11 protein-coding genes are annotated in these 15,244 nt (G+C 68.1%); 6 read left to right on the top strand and 5 right to left on the bottom strand.

The genetic code is table 11. The annotated features are described in order from the left end of the window. The first annotated feature begins 121 nt into the window (after positions 1-121). Complete coding sequence (locus tag GON04_RS00385) at positions 122-2,359, top strand: ATP-binding protein (protein WP_157396027.1); 2,238 nt, start codon at positions 122-124, stop codon at positions 2,357-2,359. 133 nt (positions 2,360-2,492) lie between these two features. Continuing rightward, positions 2,493-3,482 carry a Bug family tripartite tricarboxylate transporter substrate binding protein gene (locus GON04_RS00380; RefSeq protein ID WP_157396026.1) on the top strand — a complete coding sequence of 330 codons (990 nt, stop codon included), beginning with the start codon at positions 2,493-2,495 and terminating at the stop codon, positions 3,480-3,482. Positions 3,483-3,524: 42 nt separating this feature from the next. Here GON04_RS00380 and GON04_RS00375 read toward each other — a convergent pair whose 3' ends face one another. Further along, on the bottom strand, positions 3,525-4,199 hold the full coding sequence (locus GON04_RS00375) for a glutathione S-transferase family protein (protein ID WP_157396025.1): 675 nt from the start codon (positions 4,197-4,199) through the stop codon (positions 3,525-3,527). 219 nt (positions 4,200-4,418) lie between these two features. Between GON04_RS00375 and queC the strand changes: the two genes are divergently transcribed. Both queC and GON04_RS00365 read left to right on the top strand, forming a co-directional pair. Next, on the top strand, positions 4,419-5,117 hold the full coding sequence (queC, locus tag GON04_RS00370) for a 7-cyano-7-deazaguanine synthase QueC (protein WP_157396024.1): 699 nt from the start codon (positions 4,419-4,421) through the stop codon (positions 5,115-5,117). Between the two features lie 91 nt (positions 5,118-5,208). Then, on the top strand, positions 5,209-5,562 hold the full coding sequence (locus GON04_RS00365) for a DUF1428 domain-containing protein (RefSeq protein WP_157396023.1): 354 nt from the start codon (positions 5,209-5,211) through the stop codon (positions 5,560-5,562). On the opposite strand, the gene GON04_RS00360 is transcribed toward GON04_RS00365, so the two are convergent. Genes GON04_RS00360 through GON04_RS00345 form a run of 4 tightly spaced genes read right to left on the bottom strand, consistent with a single transcriptional unit; the run spans position 5,559 to position 10,039 of the window. Then, entirely contained in the window at positions 5,559-6,995 is a 1,437-nt protein-coding gene (locus GON04_RS00360) for an efflux transporter outer membrane subunit (RefSeq protein WP_157396022.1), read from the bottom strand. The two genes, GON04_RS00365 and GON04_RS00360, sit on opposite strands and share 4 nt — an antisense overlap. A gap of 1 nt (position 6,996) precedes the next feature. Then, positions 6,997-8,124 carry an ABC transporter permease gene (locus GON04_RS00355; RefSeq protein WP_157396021.1) on the bottom strand — a complete coding sequence of 376 codons (1,128 nt, stop codon included), beginning with the start codon at positions 8,122-8,124 and terminating at the stop codon, positions 6,997-6,999. Continuing rightward, positions 8,124-9,068 carry an ABC transporter ATP-binding protein gene (locus GON04_RS00350; protein ID WP_157396020.1) on the bottom strand — a complete coding sequence of 315 codons (945 nt, stop codon included), beginning with the start codon at positions 9,066-9,068 and terminating at the stop codon, positions 8,124-8,126. The genes GON04_RS00355 and GON04_RS00350 overlap by 1 nt, the downstream gene beginning before the upstream one ends. Next, positions 9,065-10,039, bottom strand: a complete 975-nt coding sequence (locus tag GON04_RS00345; RefSeq protein ID WP_157396019.1) for an HlyD family secretion protein — start codon at positions 10,037-10,039, stop codon at positions 9,065-9,067. Before GON04_RS00345 ends, GON04_RS00350 begins: the two co-directional genes overlap by 4 nt. 279 nt (positions 10,040-10,318) lie before the next feature. Between GON04_RS00345 and GON04_RS00340 the strand changes: the two genes are divergently transcribed. Both GON04_RS00340 and GON04_RS00335 read left to right on the top strand, forming a co-directional pair. After that, positions 10,319-11,191 (top strand): hypothetical protein, encoded by an 873-nt coding sequence (locus GON04_RS00340; RefSeq protein WP_157396018.1) that lies wholly within the window; start codon positions 10,319-10,321, stop codon positions 11,189-11,191. A gap of 184 nt (positions 11,192-11,375) precedes the next feature. Continuing rightward, complete coding sequence (locus GON04_RS00335; protein WP_157396017.1) at positions 11,376-15,197, top strand: DUF3427 domain-containing protein; 3,822 nt, start codon at positions 11,376-11,378, stop codon at positions 15,195-15,197. The last annotated feature ends 47 nt before the right edge of the window (positions 15,198-15,244 follow it).

Raw genomic sequence — 15,244 nt, 5'->3', positions numbered from 1 at the left:
CGCGGCCTGCCAGTGCGCCGTCGCGTTGTCAGCGCTGGCTGGCGAGCCATATCCGGCGCAGCCCTCCGCTAAACTGGCCGCGGTTGGCTGCGCATCACCTGGACGGGCCATCCGTGCCCGCATGCAGTCTCCCCCCTCCGCCACCCCCCAGCCCGACCAGCTGCCGGCGACCGACCCTGTCAGCCTCGACAACTGCGATCGCGAGCCGATCCATGTGCCGGGCCACATCCAGCCGCACGGCACCCTGCTCGCCTTCGACGCGGCGCGACGGCTCGTCAGCCAGAGCGACAACGCCCAGCAGATGCTGGGCTTCGCGCTGCCCCCGTTGGGCGCCGGCCTGGACGCCCCCGAGTTCGCCGCCCACCCCGACGTGGCACGGGCCATCGGCGACTTCGCGCGCAGGAGCCACGGCGCCAGCGGCCTGGCCGAGCGCTCGGAGCTGCAGGTCGGCGAGCGCACCTTCGACCTGATCCTGCATGCCAACGGCCGCCTGGTGGTGGCGGAATTCGAGCAGCGCCAGCCGGCCGACCGCGAGATCCGCCCGTTCACCACGCTGGCCAACGGCGCCCTGGGGCGGCTGCGGCTGCAGCGCACGATCGACGATCTGCTGAACGTGGCCGTGGCGGAGGTCCGGGCGCTGACCGGCTTCGATCGCGTGATGGCCTACCGTTTCCGTCACGACGCCAGCGGCGACATCGTGGCCGAGGACCGCCGCGCCGACCTCGAGCCGTTCCTGCACCGGCGCTACCCCGCCGGTGACATCCCGGTGCAGGCGCGGCGCCTGTACGTCATCAACACCCTGCGGCTGATCGCCGATGTCGGCGCCGTGCCGGTGCCGGTGCGCAACCTCGGGGACGAGCCGCTCGACATGAGCTGGGCCACGCTGCGCAGCGTGTCGCCGATCCACATCGAGTACCTCACCAACATGGGCGTGGCCGCGTCGATGAGCGTGTCCATCGTCATCGGCGGCGACCTGTGGGGAATGATCGCCTGCCACCACCTCACGCCGCTGGTGGTGCCGTACGGCAAGCGCATGGCGTGCGACGTGCTGGCGCAGCTGCTGGCCAGCAACGTGCAGACCCTGCTGGCGGCCGACCGCGCCGAGCGCATCGACGCGGCGAGCACCGTGCGCGTCAAGCTGCTGGAAGCGTTCGTCGCCGCCGACGGGCTGCTCGAGGCCGTGCGCCCCTCGGTGCCGGCGCTGTGCGCGATCTTCGGCGCCCAGGCCCTGGTGGCGTCCGAGGGCACGGGCACCATCGTCCACGGCGGCGTGAGTGCCTCGGCCGGTGCCGAACTGCTGCGCTGGCTGCGCGCCAACGGGCCGCCCGAGGGCGTCCTGGCCCTGTCCGCGCGGGCCCGGCTGCCGGCGCCGCTGTCGGCGTCGCTCGGCGCCTGGTGCGGCATCCTGGCGCTGCAGATGGATGACAGCCGGCACGAATGGCTGGTGCTGCTGCGCCAGGAGCAGGTGGAGACGGTGGCCTGGGGCGGCAAGCCGGAGAAGAACTACCAGCCGGGCCCGCTCGGCATGCGGCTGACGCCGCGCGGATCGTTCGACGTCTGGCGCGAGATCGTGCGCGGTGTCGCGGTGCCCTGGAGCGCCACCGAGCTGGAGATCGCGCGCGGGCTGCAGGCCGGGCTGCACCGCGCCGGCGGCGCGCGCCGCGCGCAGGTGACGCGGGCGCGCGACCAGATGCTGGCGGTGCTGGGCCACGACCTGCGCAATCCGCTGCAGACCATCACCATGGCGTCGCAACTGCTGGCCCGCGGTGCGGACGGCGCCACCATGGGCCCGCGCATCAGCCGCTCCAGCACGCACATGGCGCGGCTGATCGGCGACCTGCTCGACCTGTCGCGCCTGCAAGGCGGCATGGGCCTGGCAGTCAACCCGCAGCCGGCCGACCTGGCCGGCCTGGTGCGGGAGGTCGCACAGGACCTGATGCTGGGTCACCCCGGCGTGGAGGTCGCCGTCGAAGCGCCGCTGGCCCTGCAGGTGCCGGTGGACGTGGCGCGCGTGCGGCAGCTGCTGGACAACCTGCTGGGCAACGCGCGCCAGCACGGCGAAGCGGGCCGCCCGATCCACCTCACTTTGGAAGCGGGCGACGCGCAGGTCACGCTGGCGGTGGCCAACCACGCCCCGCCGATCCCGGCCGCGTCGCGCGAGCGCATGTTCGACCCGTTCAAGCCCGAGTCGCTGGACAACAGCCGCAACCCCGGCGGGCTGGGCCTGGGGCTGTACATCGCCCGCGAGATCGCGCGCGGGCACGGCGGCACGCTGGTCTACGAGTACCGGGCGCCGTGCGTGGTGTTCGTGTTCACGCTGCCGCAGCTGCAGACGACAGCGGCCGCGGCGTCGGCCTAGCGCGACCTGCGCGTCCCGCCCGGTCGCGGCCAACAGGAGCTTTCGCGCTCGGGACAAGCCCGATTCCGCGCCACCGCCGCCAGCGGACAATCGCCCCTGTCGGCGCGGTCGCGCCAGCACTTTCCAGAAACCCATGACGCTCACTCCCCGCTTCCGCCCGGCGGCCCTGCTGGCCGCCCTCGCCGCGCCCTTCCTCGTCGCCGCCCCGCTGCACGCCCAGCAGGCCTATCCCAACAAGCCGGTGCGCCTGGTCGTGCCGCAGACGCCCGGCGGCGCCAGCGACGCGCTGGCCCGCATCGTGGCGCAGAAGCTGACCGAGAAGTGGGGCCAGCCGGTGGTGGTGGACAACCGCGCCGGGGCCGGCGGCAACATCGGCATGGACGCGGTGGCCAAGGCCGCGCCCGACGGCTACACGCTGCTGATGTCGTACGTGGGCTCGCACGCCATCAACCCCAGCATCTACAAGAAGCTGCCGTTCGACCCCGAGGCCGACTTCGCGGCCGTGGCCAACCTGGCCCAGGTGCCCTTCGTCGCCGTGGCCAACCCCAAGCTGCCGATCAACAACATCAAGGACCTGGCGACCTACGTGGGCAGCGGCAAGGGCCAGGTGTCGTTCGGCTCGGCCGGCAACGGCTCGGTGAACCACCTGCTGGGCGAGATGTTCAACAGCGCCGCCAACGTGAAGATGAGCCACATCCCGTACAAGGGCGCCGCGCCGGCCCTGACGGACCTGATCTCGGGCCAGATCCAGGTGGTGTTCACCAGCCTGCCCTCGGTGGCACAGCACATCAAGAGCGGCACGCTCAAGGGCCTGGCCGTCACCGGCAAGCAGCGCTCGCCGGCGTTCAAGGACATCCCCACCTTCGCCGAACTGGGCTACCCGGCCTTCAACGTCAGCCCCTGGTTCGCGATCTTCGCCACCGGCGGCACGCCGGCTACCGTGGTGCAGAAGATCAACGCCGACATCAACGAGATCCTGAAGGAGAAGGACACCGTCGAGAAGTTCGCCGCCCAGGGCGCCGAGGTGCACATGACCAGCCCGCAGGAACTGGCCGGCATGCTCAAGGCCGACATCCAGCGCTGGGCCGTGGTGGTCAAGCAGTCGGGCGCGACGGCGGACTGAGCGCCGCGCGACGTGGCGGCGGGACCGACCCCGCCGCCCCATTCACACCGCCACCAGCGGCTGCCCCTGGAGCGAGGCGCCGTAGGCCGTGATGGCCTCGAAGGTCTTGCTCCAGGTCGGCAGGGCCTTCAGCCGGCCCAGCCAGGCGCGCACATTCGGGTAGGCCGCCAGGTCGCTGCCGGTCAGCTCGCCCACGTGCACGAAGGGCGCCGCGAAGTAGTCGGCCAGGGTGATCTTGTCGCCGCACAGGTAGGCCTTGCCGCCGCCGAGGAAGTGGCTGTCCAGCACCTTCAGCCAGCCCTGGGCGCGTTCGCGTCCCCAGGCCAGCTGCGCCTGGTGCGCCTCGTCGCTGCGCCGCTTGTGGAAGGAAAAGATCTGCGGGTAGACGAAGCCGTAGCAGAAGTCGCGGTTCAGCTGCGTGTTGACCCAGTCCATCGCCTCGTTGACGCGCGCCCGCTGCTGCAGGTCGGCCGGGTAGGCGGCCGAGCCGGTCTTCTCCGCCAGGTACTTCAGGATGGCCGAGCTCTCCGTCAGCCGGAAGCTCCCGTCCTCCAGCACGGGCACCAGGTGGTTGGGGTTGATCGACTCGTACGCAGGCTGGTACTGCTCGCCGGTGAACAGGTCGACCACTTGCAGCTCGACCGGGATGCGCGCCTCGGCCGCGAACAACATGACGGCACGCGAGGTGGTGGAACCCGGATGGCAGTACAGCTTCATGGCGCAGTCTCCTCAAGGGCACGCGGGGTGCGGAAGGCTGGGGGTGTACTCCAAATCGGCGCCGGCTTCCACCGCGACAACACAGCCATGGCGCGTGGTCCCGCGCGCGCCTGAGCGCCCCGCCCCGCCGCGCCCTCTTCGATTCGATTCGATCGACCGGAATCCCGCGCGGGTCTTGCCGGCTCCGCACAATCCTGTCGATCACCCGGAGCGCCCACCATGCACACCCGCGCCCTCGTCCTCTTCTCCGGCGGCCAGGACTCCGCCACCTGCCTCGCGTGGGCGCTGGACCGCTACGCCCACGTGGAGACCATCGGCTTCGACTACGGGCAGCGGCACCACGTCGAACTGCAGTGCCGCACCACCTTCCTGCAGCGCCTGAAATCCGAGTTCTCGCCCTGGGCCGCCAAACTCGGCCACGACCATGTGCTGGACCTGGGCCTGCTGGGCCAGATCAGCGACACGGCGCTGACGGCCGACAAGGCGATCGCGTACGAGAAGGGTGGCCTGCCCAACACCTTCGTGCCCGGCCGCAACCTGCTCTTCTTCACCTTCGCCGCCGCGGTGGCCTACCGCCGCGAACTGCCGGTGCTGGTGGGCGGCATGTGCGAGACCGACTACAGCGGCTACCCCGACTGCCGCGACGACACGCTCAAGGCGCTGCAGATCGCCCTGGGGCTGGGGCTGGATTCGCGCGTGGTGATCGAGACGCCGCTGATGTGGATCGACAAGGCGGGGACGTGGCGGATGGCCCAGCGCCTGGGTGGCGAGCCGCTGGTGGAGCTGATCAAGGAGGAGACGCACAGCTGCTACGTGGGCAACCACACGCAGTGGCACGAGTGGGGCTACGGCTGTGGCGAGTGTCCGGCCTGCAAGCTGCGGTCGCGCGGATGGGAGCAGTTCTCGGCGGAGCCATGAGTCGTTACACACGCGTGTCGAGACTGCAGCCAATCGTTCGTCATCGTCCTGTGGGCTGCGCGTCGCAGCCTCGTCGACAAGGAGACCTTGCATGAACTACGTGGATGGATCCGTCATCGCCGTGCCCACGGCCAAGAAGGAGCACTACCGCGGCGTCGCCCAGAAGGCGTCCACCGTCTTCAAGGACAACGGCGCCCTGTCGGTCGTCGAATGCTGGGGCGACGACGTGCCGGAAGGCAAGGTGACCTCGTTCCCCATGGCCGTGCAGCGCAAGCCGGACGAGACGGTGGTGTTTTCGTGGATCGTCTGGCCGTCCAGGGCGGTGCGCGACGTCGGCATGAAGAAGGCCATGGAGGACCCGCGGCTCAAGGAAGGCATGGACCCCATGCCCTTCGATGGGCAGCGGATGATCTTCGGCGGCTTCGAGGTGATCGTGCAGGCCTAGGGGAGCACCGGGCGAGACCGATCGCGCTCGGCCTGCTGCCACCAGCCGCCGCCCAGGGCCTGCAGCAGCGCGGCCGAGTCCGCGTAGCGGTCGGCCGCGGCCTGGGCCTGTTCCTGCAGGGCGCGGTGGTAGTGCCGCGTGGCCTCGAGCAAGGCCGCCTGGCTGACCCCGCCCGCCTGCAGCCGCGCGGCCAGGATGTCGCAGTAGCCGCGGGCGCGGCCGACCGCATCGGTGCGCTCGCTGAAGCGGGCCGCGTCGGCTTCCAGCGCGCGCAGCGCGTCGGCCACGTTCTGGAACCCTTGCAGCACCGCCTCCTGGTAGGCGGCGCCGGCCTGTTCGTAGGCCGCGATGGCCGCGCGCCGGCGCGCCTGCAACTCGCCGCCGCGAAAGAGCGGCTGCACCAGCGAGGCGCCGAGGATGGAGAAACCCGTGCCGGCGCCGAACAGGCCATCGCCGCTCGTGCTCAGCGTGCCCAGCTGGGCCGACAGCGTGAGCTGCGGGTACAGGTGCGCGGTGGCCACACCGACCTGCGCGCCGGCGCGGGCGAGGACGGCCTCGGCGGCGCGGATGTCGGGCCGCTGGCGCGCCAGCTGCGACGGCAGGCTGAGCGGCAATGGGTCCGGCAGCTGCAGCTCGGACAGGCGGAACACCGGCAGGTCGGGCGCGGCGGGCGGCAGGCCCGCGTAGACGGCCAGCCGGTGCCGCATCCGCTCCAGGTCGCGCCGCAGGTCGGGCAGGGTCGCGCGCGCCTGCGCCAGCTCGCGCTGCTGCGCCAGCACGTCGAGGCGGGCCGCCCCGCCCAGTTCCTCCATGCGCTGGGCGATCACGAGCTGGCGTGCCTGCAGCGCCACGATGGCTTCGCCCTGCGCGAGTTGCTCGCGCAGCGACGCTTCCCGGATGGCCGTGGTGACGACATTGCCGGCCAGCATCAGGCGGGCCGCCTCCAGCTCGTAGGCCTGGTGGTCGACCTCGGCCCGCAGGCCTTCCAGTTCGCGCCGCGTGCCGCCGGCGAAGTCGAAGGTGTAGGACACGCTGACCGAGGCGAGATACAGGTCCAGCGGCATGGCCACCGGAAGGGGCACACCGACCGACTGCGGATCGACATCGATGCGGTTGGCGGACAGCCTGGCGTCGACCCGTGGCAGCGTCGCGCCGCTGCGCGCGCCCAGGTCCTCCTCGGCCTGCCGCAGCCGGGCCTGGACCCGCGCCAGCGTCGGGCTGTTGTCGAGCGAGCGGCGCACCAGGGCGTCGAGCGCAGGCGAGCGGAACAGCGTCCACCACTGCGCCGGGATGTCCCGGCCCGGTGCCAGCCGGTCCTCGGCGACGGCGCCGGCCGTGTACTGCGCCACCACCGGGACCGCCGGCGGGCGCAGCGGCTCGCTGCTGCAGGCCGCGAGCGCCGCCAGCGCCAGGGAGCCGAGGGCGCGCCGCATGCTAGTCCAGCGTCTTGCGGTAGAAGACCAGCGCGATGCCCATCATCACGACGGTGAACACGACCAGCGGCCAGATGTTGGGCCACAGGTCCGCCCAGCCGTTGCCCTTGAGCAGGATGCCGCGCACCAGGCGGTGGAACCAGGTGGCCGGCAGCAGGTTGCCGACCGCCTGCGCCCAGCCCGGCATGCCGCGGAACGGGAACATGAAGCCCGACAGCAGCATCGTCGGCAGGAAGAAGAAGAACGTCAGCTGCATCGCCTGCAGCTGGTTCTGCGCGACCGAGGAGATCGTGATGCCGACCGTGAGGTTGGCGGCGATGAACAGCAGCGACACCGCGTACAGCGCGACCGCGCTGCCCACGAACGGCACGCCGAACAGGAACAGCGCGGCCAGCAGGATGATGGTGGCCTGCACCAGCCCGATGAAGATGTAGGGCACGATCTTGCCCGTCATCACCTCCAGCGGCTGCGCCGGCATGGCGAGCAGGTTCTCCATCGTGCCGCGTTCGCGCTCGCGGGTCATCGCCAGCCCCGTCATCATCACCATGGTCATCGTCAGGATGACGCCCATCAGCCCCGGCACGATGTTCTGCTGGGCAATGCCTTCCGGGTTGTACAGCCGGTGCACGCGCACCTCGAACGGCGCCGGCGTGCCGGCCAGCGGCGCCAGCGCGCCGGTGAGATCGTGCCGGGCGACCACCGCCGCCAGCTCGCGCACGGAGGCCAGGGCGGCGCCGGTGGCGGCCGGGTCGGTGGCATCGGCCTCGACCAGCAGCGCCGGCCGCTCGCCGCGCAGCAGGCGGCGGCTGAAGTCGCTCGGGAAGTTGACGACGAACTGGACGTCGCCGCGTTCCAGGGCGGCGTGGGCGGCCGCCTCGTCCGGCAATTCGTCGACCAGGGCGAAGTAGCCGCTGGTCTTCATCGCCGCCAGGAAGCTGCGCGTGAACTCGCTGCGGTCGGCCATCACCACGGCGGTGGGCAGGTGCCGGGGATCGGTGTTGATGGCATAGCCGAACAGCACGATCTGGATGATCGGGATGCCCAGCACCATGCCGAAGGTGATGCGGTCGCGCTTGAGCTGCAGGAACTCCTTCTGCACGATGGCCCACCAGCGGGTGAACGAGAACATCACGCCGGCGGCCCGAAGTTGTCGACCGATTGCTCGGTGAGGTGGATGAACACGTCCTCCAGCCCGGTGGCCGCCGGCTGGGCGCGGCAGTCGCTGCCGGCCAGGGCCTGCTGCAGCGCGGCCTGCAGCGCCGCCGGATCGCGTCCGGTCACGTGCAGCGCGGAGCCGAAGGCGGCCACCTGCTCGACCCCCGGCCGGCCGCGCAGCCGTTCGGCGACGGCCGCCAGGTCGCCGCCCGCCACTTCCCAGGTCGTGAGCTGCTGGCTCGCGATGATGTCCTCGGCCGTCCCCTGGGCCATCAGACGGCCGTAGGCGATGTAGGCCAGCTTGTGGCAACGCTCGGCCTCGTCCATGTAGTGCGTGCTGACCAGCACCGAGATGCCGCGCGCCGCCAGGGCATGCAGCTCCTCCCAGAAGTCGCGCCGCGCGCCGGGGTCGACGCCGGCGGTCGGTTCGTCCAGCAGCAGCAGTTCGGGCTCGTGCAGCATGCAGGCGGCCAGCGCCATGCGCTGCTTCCAGCCGCCCGACAGCGCGCCGGCCAGCTGCGCCGCGCGGCCGCCGAGACCCAGGCCGTCGATCGCCCGGTCGACCGCGGCGCGGCGATCCGCCATGCCGTACATGCGGGCGACGAAGTCGAGGTTCTCGCGGATCGACAGGTCGTCCCAGAACGAGAAGCGCTGCGTCATGTAGCCCACGCGCCGCTTGATCTCGCCGCTCTGCCTGACGATGTCGTAGCCCAGGCAGGTGCCGGAGCCGGAGTCGGGTGTCAGCAGCCCGCACATGATGCGGATCGAGGTGGTCTTGCCGCTGCCGTTGGGCCCCAGGAAGCCGAAGATCTCGCCGCGGCCGACCTGCATCGACAGGTCGTTGACGACATGCTTGCTGCCGAAGTGCTTGTTCAGGCCCCGGACGTCGATCGCCCAGTCGGTGGCGGGCGTGCTCATGGCAGCGTCACCGACACGGGTTGCCCGGGCCGCAGCCGCGCCGCGCTCTCCGGCGTGGGCCGCGCCTCGACCAGGAACACCAGCTTGGCGCGCGTCTCGTTGCTGTAGATGACGGGCGGCGTGTACTCCGCTTCGTTGGCGACGTAGCTCACCACGGCGCTGAGGCCGGTGCCGCAGCCATCGCAGCCGACATTGACGCTGCGGCCCGGCCGCAGGTCGCCGGCGGCCGGTTCCGGGACGAAGAAGCGCAGCTTCACGTTGCCGGGCGGCAGCAGCCGCACCACCGGGCTGCCCGCCGGCACCCACTCGCCTTCTCGGTACAACGTATCGGAGACCAGGGCCTGCTGGCCCGCGGCCGGGCGCTTCTGATCCAGGCGCCAGGCCGCCTGGCTCTGCACGGCACGGGCCGCCGCGACCTGCGCGCTCTGGGCGCGGATCTGGTCGTCGCGCGCCGGCAGCCGGTTCACGTCGAGCAGCCCCTCGAGCTCGCGCACCCGTGCGGCCTTGATGGCCTGGTTGGCGCGCGCATCCTCGACCTGGCCGCGCGCGATGCCGCCGGCGTCGAACTGCGCCTCGTCGCGCTGGAGCTGCAGCGTCGCCTGGGCCAGTGCGGCCCGGGCCTGGGCGAGCTGCGCCTGCGTGACCGCCACCTCGGGCCGGCGGCGCCCCACCTTCAGGTCGGCGAGTTGCGCCTGCGCGGAATTGAACTGCTCGTCGGCCTGCTGCTTGGCTGCGACTTCCTGCTCCGATTCCAGGCTGAACAGCGGCGCCTTCGCGTCGACCATCTGCCCGCGCTGCACCAGCAGCCTGTCGAGCCGGCCCGCCACCGGCGAGGCGACGTTCACGTACTCGCCTTCCACATAGCCCTGGTAGCCGGCCGCCTTGCTGCCGGAACAGCCGGCGAGCAGCGCGCCCAGGGCCGGCACGAGCAGGCGAAGGGCGGTGCACCGATGGCGGCGAAGGAGCGACATGGGATGCGTGGCGGAGGCAGTTGTGCGCAATCTATCCGCTCTCCCCTGCGCGACCGTCAGCACATTCCCGCGGAACGCAACGTGCGGAGCGGACCTCCAGCAGCCGGCAGCCAGATGCCGCGCGCGCTAGCGATCGATGTGTTGCACGAGGGTGGCGTTTGCGCGCCGCGCTGGGGTTGGACCTTGGGCGCATGCGATCAGCTCAGCCGGAAAGTTCGGCTGTATGGTCGTTGTTCGGCACACGGGCCGGCGCTCGTCCTGCCCCAGGAGGTGTCCGCCATGCCCGTGCGAGGTCTTGTCTCCATCCTGACCGTGGCCCTTGCCGCTGCCTGCTTCGCGTGGGCGCCGTCGGCCGCCGCGCAGGACGGCGCCGCGGCCTTGCGCGCCACCCACGACAAACTGGCCCCCGAGCTGGCGAACAGCCCGCTGGGGCGGCCGATGGTGCTGACGTCCACCGAAACGGGGAATGTCCTGAAGGGCGAGGTGCACGGCATCCTGGAGCAGCCGCTGGCCCAGGTCAGTGCCGCCCTGGACAAGCCCGGGCGCTGGTGCGACATGCTGATGCTCCACCTCAACAACCGCGCCTGCCGCGTCGACGAGGCCAAGCAGACGCTGACCCTGAGCATCGTGCGCAGCTACGACGGTGCCCTCGACCAGGCGTTCGAGCTGACGTTCGACGTGCACATCACCAGCGCCACGCCCGATTACTTTGACGCCAAACTGACCTCCGGCAAGGGACCGTTCGGCACCCGCAACTACCTGATCTCGCTGCAGGGCATCCCGCTGGAGACCGGCACGTCGTTCATCCACTTCAGCTATGCCTACGAGCAGAGCGGCGCGACCCGCACCGCCGTGCGCACCTACCTGGCCACCCTGGGGCGCGGCAAGGTCGGCTTCACGACCGTCGGCAAGCAGCCATCCGGAGAGCCGGAACTCATTGGCGGCACGCTGGGCCTGATCGAGCGCAACGCGATGCGCTACTTCCTGGCGGTGGACGCCTACACGAAGGCGCCGGAGGATGTGGAGAAGCGGCTGGCGCTGTGGCATGCCGCGACGCAGAAGTATCCGCGCCAGTTGAACGACGTCAGCGAGGCGGAATACCTCAAGTACAAGAGGATGGATTTGCAGAGGATGGGCAAGGGGAGGTCTTGAAGGCGAGTACGTGCTGCCCTGCCGGACAAGCCGCTTGGTCACCCACATGGACCGCGAAGCCGCGGCGCGACGTTCGCGCCGGAAGATGCTCAACGTGCAATCCGTCCTCGTGCTGAAGTTTTAGCTCAGCGTCAACCTGGTACGCTGCCGACCCATCGATGAGGTCGATGCACGTCAGCCAGGGATGACCGAGACTGTTCACTACTACAACCGGTTTGCAGCCGAGTTCTTTAGCAGCACTGTCGCTGTCGACATGACGGCGCTTCACGGCCGCTTTCTGGCGCGCCTGCAGCCAGGCGCCTCGATCCTTGACGCGGGCTGCGGCTCTGGTCGCGATGCAAAAGCCTTCGCAGACGCAGGGTTCAAAGTCGTTGCATTCGATGCATCACCGGAGCTTGCACAGCTCGCAACGCAACATTGTGGATTCGAGATCCACGCCCGTCGTTTCGAAGATTTGGAGGAAATCGCTCAATACGACGGCATTTGGTGCTGCGCGAGCCTGCTGCACATCGCGGCGAACGCAATGCAGGAAGTGCTGGAGCGCCTGTGGAATGCGTTGAAACCGGGCGGCACGATGTACGTCAGCTTCAAGCACGGAACAGGTGAGCGGGAGCACGAAGGGCGCCGATTCACCGATGCAGACGACGCCCTCATTCGGCTATGGTTCGGTCGCCTTTCGGGGGCTCGTGATGTTGAGGTGTGGCTCACCGATGACCAACGAGCCGAGCGCGTACAGCGCTGGAGCAACGCCCTGGTTTGGAAGCAGCACGCCGAGAGCAGTCGACTTGTCACGGGTGGCGCCGATCACTTCCTGCCACATCTGTCCGAGGCTTTCACATGGGCGACCGAAGTCGCGCTCGCCGTGGCCTTCGTCAAGGCGACGGGTTTGCGACTGCTGTTGCCCGATCTTCAGTCTCTTCTAAGGGCCGGTGCGAATCGACGCTTGCGAATCCTCACAAGCGACTATCTGGACATCACCGATCCACAGGCCCTTCGGCTGCTGCTGCTCCTTCAGCAGCAAGGCGCGGAAGTTCGTGTCTACACGACGCAAGCGAGCAGCTTTCATTTGAAGGCCTACATCTTCGCGAAAGTTGAGAAAGAGGTCACCGTTGCTGGAACAGCCTTCATCGGATCCAGCAACATCAGCCGGCAAGCCCTGCAGGAGGGTCTGGAGTGGAACTACCGTGTCGTGTATCCCGCCGATCCGGGCTTCATGGAAGCTGCTCGCCGATTCGACGAACTATTCGCCGATCCGAGAACCGTGCAGCTTTCAGACGCTTGGATCGAGGCCTATGAGCAGCGCCGTCTACCGCCTTCGCGCGCGGTGGCTCCCGGAAGTCACGAGCAGGAGGAGCCGCCGGAGCCGACACCGGTCCAACTCAAAGCCCTTGCTGCGCTGGAAGCGACGCGCCAAGACGGCTTTAGACGCGGGCTCGTTGTGCTGGCGACGGGGTTGGGCAAGACGTGGCTCGCGGCCTTCGATTCCGCTGCCGTTGGCGCCCGCCGTGTTCTCTTCGTCGCCCACCGAGAGGAGATCCTGACCCAGGCCGCATCTACCTACTTGCGGATTCGTCCGACCGCGAGAGTCGGGTACTACACGGGCCGGAGTCGCGACGCCGAGGTGGATGTGCTGTGTGCCTCGATCCAGACCTTGGCGAAGGCAGAACACCTAGAGCGGTTTGCTCCGCAGCATTTCGACTATGTGGTGGTCGACGAGTTTCATCACGCTGCAGCAAGCACGTACCGACGCCTGCTGTCACATTTCGCACCGTCATTCCTTCTCGGACTCACAGCGACTCCTGACCGGACGGATCAGTCCGACATCCTTTCGCTCTGCGACGACAACCTCGTCTACACGTGCCACTTGTTCGAAGGGGTCGAAGCGGGTCTTCTTGTTCCGTTTCACTACTACGGCATTCAAGACCAATCTGTTGATTACCGTGAAGTGCCATGGCGAAACGGGCGCTTCGATCCGGAGCAGTTGTCGAACAAGCTCGCGACGTTGGCGCGAGCGCGCCATGCATTGCGCGAGTGGCGCGGTCGAGGGCAGAGACGCACCCTCGCCTTCTGCGTTTCGCTGAAACATGCTGAGTTCATGGCGGAGCAGTTCAGCCGCGCGGGAGTTGCGGCTGCAGCCGTGTATTCCGGTTCTTCGCTCGGTCGCGCACAAGCGTTGGATCAGCTCGAATCTGGCACCTTGCAAGTCCTGTTCTCCGTGGACCTCTTCAACGAAGGTGTCGACCTGCCGAGCATCGACACCGTGATGATGCTGCGGCCGACTGAGTCGAAGGTCCTTTTCCTCCAGCAGTTGGGGCGAGGCCTCCGACGCAGCGAGGGCAAGGAATACCTGGTCGTACTGGATTTCATCGGAAATCACCACAGCTTTCTGCAGAAGCCGCAGGCGCTGTTCGACATCGGATCCACGTACAAGGCTTTGGCTGAATTCGCTCGGCGAGTTGAGCAGAAGACGCTCGAATTGCCGGAGGGGTGCTATGTCAACTATGACTTGGCGATCATCGACTTCCTGAAATCTCTTGATAGTTCTGGCCCGCAGAAGGATTACCAAGCGTTGCGCGATGTGCTGGGCCGCCGCCCGACCTTGACTGAGTTCTTCAATTCCGGGTCCAGCATCACCGCCATGCGTCAGCAAGCTGGCCACTGGTTTGAGCTGGTACGCACGATGGGGGATCTGGATGCGGACGAAGTGGCAATTGCCTCACAGTGTCAAGGTCTGCTTCGCGAAGTAGAAGTCACTGCGATGACCAAGAGCTACAAGATGGTTTTGCTCGAGGCATTTCTTGAGCTCGATGGCCTGCGCGAGCCCACAAAACTCAACGAGTTGAATCAACGCTCGCGCGCAGTCCTCGACCGTCGGCGCAAGCTACTGGCAGACTTGCCGGCTGACATGTCAGGCACCCAGGGCGACTCCGCCGCCTGGGCCAGGTACTGGCGGGACAACCCGATCAACGCATGGATCGGAGGAAATCGGCAACGGGAACAGAGCGCTTTGTTCAAGGTGACGGGCGATTTGTTTGAGCTTGCACAGCAGGTCCCGCCAGAGATGACGATGCCACTCGGATCGCTCTTGCAGGAGCTGGTCGACTACCGACTCGCGAGCTACGAGGTTCGCCTCATGCCGGCAAGTGATAGCAATGTCGTGCCCTTCCCGACGCGGAATCGCGGCTCGGTGGAACTCCCGTATTTCCCCAACTTGAAAATTGCCTGCGGACACTTCAAGGTGGGCCGGACCGATTCGGAAGAGCTTCGCTCTCTGCCACCTACTTATGGGTTGCTCGATCCCAGTCGGCACTTCATCGCACGTGCCACGGGAAACTCGATGGATGGCGGCAAGAATCCTGTGAAGGATGGAGACCATCTACTTCTTGAACTGATTAGCCCAACAAGCGCTGGCTCGATCACGGGCGCGGTGGTCGCGATTGAGCGACAAGACGAGGGTGGTGACAGTCAGTACCTCCTTCGAGTCGTCAATAAGAAAGACGGCCACTATGTCCTGAAGGCGAACAACCCCGACTACGAGGACCTGCTGGCCACCGACGACATGAGGACCTTGGCCCGTCTGCGAGCCATCGTGGACCCGCTGGACCTAGCTGTTGGCCAGACCTTTTTGCGTGAGGAGATTCCCCCTCTTTTCGGCGAGGAGTTCAACCCTGGGAGCTGGCATGCAGGCCATGTACCTTTGAGCGAGAAGCGTGCACACGTCCTGCTGGTCACTTTGAACAAGCAAGGGAAGGCGGAAGAGCACCGCTACCTAGACCACTGGATCGACGAGGACCGCTTCCATTGGCAAAGCCAAAATGCGACCGCGCCTGAAAGCAAGCGAGGTCGAGAGATCATCGAACACGCAGCTCGGGGAATCGCGATCCATCTGTTTGTCCGGGAGAGCAAGCTCTCCGGTGGCAAGGCGGCTCGGTTCAGGTACTACGGTAGGGTGACGTACGAGTCACATCAAGGAAGCGCGCCCATGAGCGTCGTGTTTCGCCTCTGAAGGCGCTACGCGCCGGACGTTGCAAAGTACCTAAGCGCCCCCTCCGG

The sequence above is a fragment of the Ramlibacter pinisoli genome, assembly GCF_009758015.1.
Taxonomy (GTDB): Bacteria; Pseudomonadota; Gammaproteobacteria; order Burkholderiales; family Burkholderiaceae_C; genus Ramlibacter; species Ramlibacter pinisoli.
The sequence above is the reverse complement of the archived record's forward strand: the minus strand, read 5'-3'. Positions and strand labels throughout refer to the sequence as shown.